Here is a 4854-nt window from a genome sequence, read left to right on the forward strand (position 1 = left end):
CCTCTAATCACTGCAGCGGTGATTGCAATTTCTTTTTTAAGTTTTTCAGAAATATCATTCGCGGCTCAGCAAGCGCAACAGCGCCAACAAGCGCGTGACGTTCGCCAACAAGCTCGCCCCGAAGCTCGACAAACGAAGCAAGATTGTCGTGCGGCCAACCAGAAGAGCAACGCTGCGTGCCGTCAGGACAAGCGACATACTAAGCAGGACGCTCGTAAGACGGGCCGAAACATAAAGTATTGAGGGTGGAGGCTCGGCATTCAGTCGAGCCTTTTTTGATAGCCGGATCACGCATTGGTCTAACAAACCATGGAGACGGGGTAGTCGTTAGCGCAGTTGACGACGACCACCATACAAATTTCAGCAATTAAACAAGGTGCAACGGGCACCCACAAAGGGGAACATTCATGCGAAACTTCCTGACACTCATCGCGGCTACGACGATAACAGTTTCGTCTGCGATAGCAGCTAACGCACAAAGCCAAAATCCCCTCCCTAAGGCGAGCGATGTGCTCGTCCGATATGGGAAGGACATCGACGGCTGGACCATCTATACAAATCAAACTCGCGGAGATTGTTTGATCGTGCGCGACTTTGGCCAAGGATCGGTGCAAATGGGCGTTACCGCAAATCAGGAGGTCGGATATCTCGGCGTGTTCACGAAGGCGGATATCGGCCTTAAGAACGGGAACACGACCGACATCTTCGTCGCTCTCGACCGCAATCTTTACAAGGGTGTCGCTACCAGCACGAGTGGTGAACTCAAAGGCGGACTTTCTGGCGGCTACATCTTGACAGACGACCCGAAGTTCAAGCGAGACGTAGCAAAGAAATATGAAATGACCGTGTTTCCCGAGACCAAGGGGACCTTCGTCGTCGATCTGAAGGGGACTTTCAAGGCAATGGCAGCGGGAAAAAAGTGTCTCAAGCATTGACCGGGCGCTCGTAGCGAGCACTGGCGCAAAAGACCCGCCGTTGGGGTTCAAGCACAACGACGGGTAGGGGTAACCAATCGGGACGGGTATGGACACGATTGGACAATTAATTATGTCGCAAAAGAGGCCTTGCCACAATCGGGACTTTCCCTAGGTAACAAGGTCACTTTGTCAACCCAAGGCCCACCTTCGTGCATTTGATTTTTCCCTGCGACAGGGCAAACCGGCCCAGTCGACTCGAAGGGCTTTAACCATTGGAAACAGCAACCCCGACCGCCGGATCCATTTGGTCCATACTGCCTCGACAAACATAGCGTAGCAAGCTGCTCAGGATGGATGTATGGTCTGTTCTGCAAGAGAACGGCCGAGTCGTTAAACCGCGCATGAGTTCGAAAGGCGATGGATGACCGAGACGTCCAGCCGGGATCGCCATGAAAACATCCCGAAGTCCCGGCACCGCCGGCTCATCAAAATGGACCCGCCTAAATGAACGCGACCATAAATACGTTCGTCCTCGTCTTGGCATCGATCTTTCCGGTGGTCAATCCGCCAGGTTCCGCACTCGTCTTCCTCGGGTTGACCCGTGGTGCAACACCTGAGATCCGCGCTGTCCTTGCGCGCCGGATCGCGTTGAACTCGTTCGTCCTCCTGGTCTGTTCGTTCTTGCTTGGCGCGCTCATCCTCCAGTTTTACGGGATTTCAATTCCCATACTTCGCGTCGCTGGCGGGTTCATTGTCGCTGTCTCAGGTTGGAAACTTCTTAATGAAGGAAGCAAGAAGGAACTGGAAGCGCCGGCAGGCGGAGTTCCGCGCACCAATCTGCTGGATCAGGCCTTCTATCCCCTGACCCTCCCACTCACGACAGGGCCAGGCTCCATGGCCGTGGTGATCAGCATCGGGCTTTCGGAGGCGACGGTTACGGGTCCTGCCGAAAGGCTCATATTCGTCATGGCAAGCGTCGTCGCCATAGCCGTTCTGGCATTGACCATCCTGCTTTGCTTCAGCTATGCGGATCGCAGCCAAAGGATTCTGGGCCCTGGCGGCACCGATATCGCCGTGCGGCTTTCGGCATTCATTCTGTTTTGCCTCGGCTTGCAGATCTTCTGGTCGGGCGGAAGCGAGTTGTTGAGATCCCTTCTCTACGCAGGTTCTCCTCCGCCGCTACCCACGCCGTAGTCGGCAACAGGGCAAGTCGAATTTAGCCGGCTATGACCCCCACGATCACCGTTCCCCAGGTTGTAAGCAGGATATGTCCAATGGGGACCGCTGGTGTATAGCCGAGCACGGCAACCGGACTCCCCGACCGGTCCTGCACAGCTGCCATGCCGGCGGTCATTGTCTGCGCTCCTGCCAGCCCGCCGAGGAGCAGTATGGGGTTCATGCCGAGCAGGTAGCGCCCAACGTAGAGTCCTACGAACATGGGCATCAGGGTAACGACCATGCCGCCGAACAGCAGGCCTACGCCCGCCTCCGCGATGGCTGAGAAGAAGATGGGGCCGGCATGGAGGCCGGTCATTGCCACGAAGGCGGCAAGACCAAGTGCCGTCATCAGCGAGACGGCTCCGTCCGGTATGCGGCCAAAGAGCGGAAAGCGCGTGCGCATATGCCCCACGACGAGCCCCGCCAGCAACGTTCCCACGCTGGTGCTCAAAGAGATTCGCATATCCCCGATAGGAAAGGTGACGAGAACGCCGACAAGCCCTCCAAGGAAGATTGCGAGGCCGAGGACGAAGAAGTCGGTCGAGGCCGTTGGTGTGATAGTGACACCTACCCGCTTGGCGGCGCGCGAGACGACAGCCTCCGGCCCCACCAACCGCAGAACGTCGCCGCGCTGCACCAAGATCCCAGGTGCAAGCGGAAGGTTCTGGCTCCCGCGCGTGATGGCTCGTAGATAGAGGCTGCGGGTCCAGTCTTCCTTGGCCGCGTCCGCGATACTCCGGCCGTCAAGGTCGCGGCTTGTTACAAGGACGTCGGCGACTGACACTGGGATATCCAGGAGTTCGCGATCCTCTACCTCGGCGGCACGCTGACCGAGCAACTCCACCAGGGTCTCTCGCCTGCCAGACACCGCGACCACATCCTCTGGGCTCAAGACGAACTCCGGGCTTGCCTCAATAACTCGCTCGCCGCGTCGCACGCGCTGGATGAACAGCCGGTGCTCCGGAAATTTAGCCTCAGCTGCAGCTACGGATAGTCCTGCGATTGGCGCGCCCTCCGCGATCCGGTAGGCGCGCAACTCGAACCTATGCCAAGCGGACGCGACCCCCGCCGCCGTCCGCGTAATGCCGAGCTCGTGCTCCAGCTTAAGCGCCTCGGCTGCCAGGTCGATGCCAAGCAATTTTGGGCCCAGCACACTGCAGAACAAAATGACGCCAACGGCGCCAAAGACGTAGCAGACCGCGTCGGCCACCGCGACATGTGCGACCAGCCGGGCACGCTCATCCTCCATAAGCGGGAGCGCGTTGATGGCTTCAGTCGCCGTGCCCATCGCCGGACTCTCTGTGAGAGCGCCCGACACGAGTCCCGCAGCAAAGCCCGGATCAAGCCCCAGGGCCTTTGCGATGACGATGGCAGTGAGCAGCCCTGTCACACACACCACCACGGCGAGCAGTACGGGCTTCAACCCGTCTCGTTTGAGGGCCTGCAGGAACTGCGGCCCGACCGAATAGCCAATGCCAAAAAGAAACAGAAGGAACAGCAACGACTTCGCCATGCCGGCAATCGGAACGTGGGCGAATTGACCGATCAAAATACCGGCGAAGAGGGAGCCGGTAACAGGCCCAAGGCCGAAGCCTCTGACCTTCACGCCACCGATCAAGTAGCCGATGCTGATCGCAAGAAACACGGCGAGCTCCGGATACTTGACTAGGAATTGCTCGAACCAAACCATAGCCCATCTCCCCGCGACGACCTTCGCGCTTGAACACGATCAGCTCAGTATCAAGGCGCCGTGGAAAACGCGTTCAACGCTTCGCTTTTGCAGCGATCGCATTCAGGTGGCATTAGTTTGAGGGCCTTGGCTTTCTCGTACCGTGGATTTCCTTCACATCAAGTTTTCGCAGTCGATCGTCTCTTGGGTCAGCACCTTGCCCGACAAAGGTTGCCGCGGCTGCTATCTCAAGGCCGATTGTCCACACCAAGCATGCGAGCCCTCGAAACAAAAAGAAAGTACGTAACAGTAACGATGCGAGGGTGTGGCCCCATCATAGGTAGGGCAGGATTGGCGCCTGTCGTTGTTTAAATTTCCAGTGGAATGCAGCATTGGTGTGGCCCTTCAGTGACAGCAACGACAACCCTGTCGTGGTATTTCTTATCTAGGTTGGGGGGACTCGCTGCGAAATTCATTGAAACTGCGGTATTCGAACCCTGCTCGAACGTTTCCAAATACAAGCGCCGATGGGGGACCGCATGGATGTTCGAACTCTTCTTCTAGCCTCTGCTGGAACAATCATTGCCGTATCGGCAGCGCATGCTGCGGATGCAGTGGTCGTGGCTGAACCCGAACCGGTCGAGTACGTCCGGGTCTGCGATGCCTACGGCGCGGGCTTCTTCTATATCCCCGGCACGGAAACCTGCCTGAAATTTGGCGGCTATCTGCGTTTTGAGATGGCCGGCGGCGACAATGTCTATACCGGCGGTCATGTCGGCGGTGAGAACGACACATGGTACTCCCGCACGCGTGCCGAGCTGCGTTTCGATGCGCGCTCCGAGACCGAACTCGGCACGTTGCGCTCTTACATCGACGGCCGGTTCCAATACACGAACGGCGACGATGCCGGCGGCATCCTTCATCAGGCCTTCATCGAGCTCGGCGGTTTCCAGATCGGCGTCAATGACGTCATCTTTGGTTCTTGGCTGAATTATGCCGGCAACATCATCAGGGACGACGTCATCCAGTACGGTGCCGACAGCATGTCCA

The 4854-nt window shown here is 57.8% G+C and carries 5 protein-coding genes; 4 read left to right on the top strand and 1 reads right to left on the bottom strand.

The features are described 5' to 3' along the window. The 3 genes from ACXJ5O_RS19125 to ACXJ5O_RS19135 all read left to right on the top strand — a co-directional run. On the top strand, window positions 1-243 hold a 243-nt coding region (locus ACXJ5O_RS19125; RefSeq protein WP_457301280.1), incomplete at its 5' end, for a hypothetical protein. 371 nt (window positions 244-614) lie between these two features. Then, the gene (locus tag ACXJ5O_RS19130; RefSeq protein ID WP_457301281.1) at window positions 615-935 is read left to right on the top strand and encodes a hypothetical protein; all 321 of its coding nucleotides are present in this window, start codon (window positions 615-617) and stop codon (window positions 933-935) included. Window positions 936-1421: 486 nt separating this feature from the next. Next, window positions 1422-2111, top strand: a complete 690-nt coding sequence (locus tag ACXJ5O_RS19135) for a MarC family protein (RefSeq protein ID WP_271893958.1) — start codon at window positions 1422-1424, stop codon at window positions 2109-2111. Window positions 2112-2133: 22 nt separating this feature from the next. Here the strand turns inward: ACXJ5O_RS19135 and aspT are convergent, their stop codons facing one another. After that, window positions 2134-3825 carry an aspartate-alanine antiporter gene (aspT, locus tag ACXJ5O_RS19140; RefSeq protein WP_271893959.1) on the bottom strand — a complete coding sequence of 564 codons (1692 nt, stop codon included), beginning with the start codon at window positions 3823-3825 and terminating at the stop codon, window positions 2134-2136. Window positions 3826-4343: 518 nt separating this feature from the next. Between aspT and ACXJ5O_RS19145 the strand changes: the two genes are divergently transcribed. Next, window positions 4344-4854 (top strand): porin (locus ACXJ5O_RS19145; protein ID WP_457301282.1); only part of this gene is annotated, 511 nt, incomplete at its 3' end.

This window comes from Phyllobacterium sp. P5_D12 (genome assembly GCF_054049495.1).

Excerpts from the sequence above, each read along its gene's own strand:
- aspT (WP_271893959.1), bottom strand. The coding sequence starts at position 3,825 with ATGGTTTGGTTCGAGCAATTCCTAGTCAAGTATCCGGAGCTCGCCGTG.
- ACXJ5O_RS19130 (WP_457301281.1), top strand. The coding sequence starts at position 615 with ATGGGCGTTACCGCAAATCAGGAGGTCGGATATCTCGGCGTGTTCACG.
- ACXJ5O_RS19135 (WP_271893958.1), top strand. The coding sequence starts at position 1,422 with ATGAACGCGACCATAAATACGTTCGTCCTCGTCTTGGCATCGATCTTT.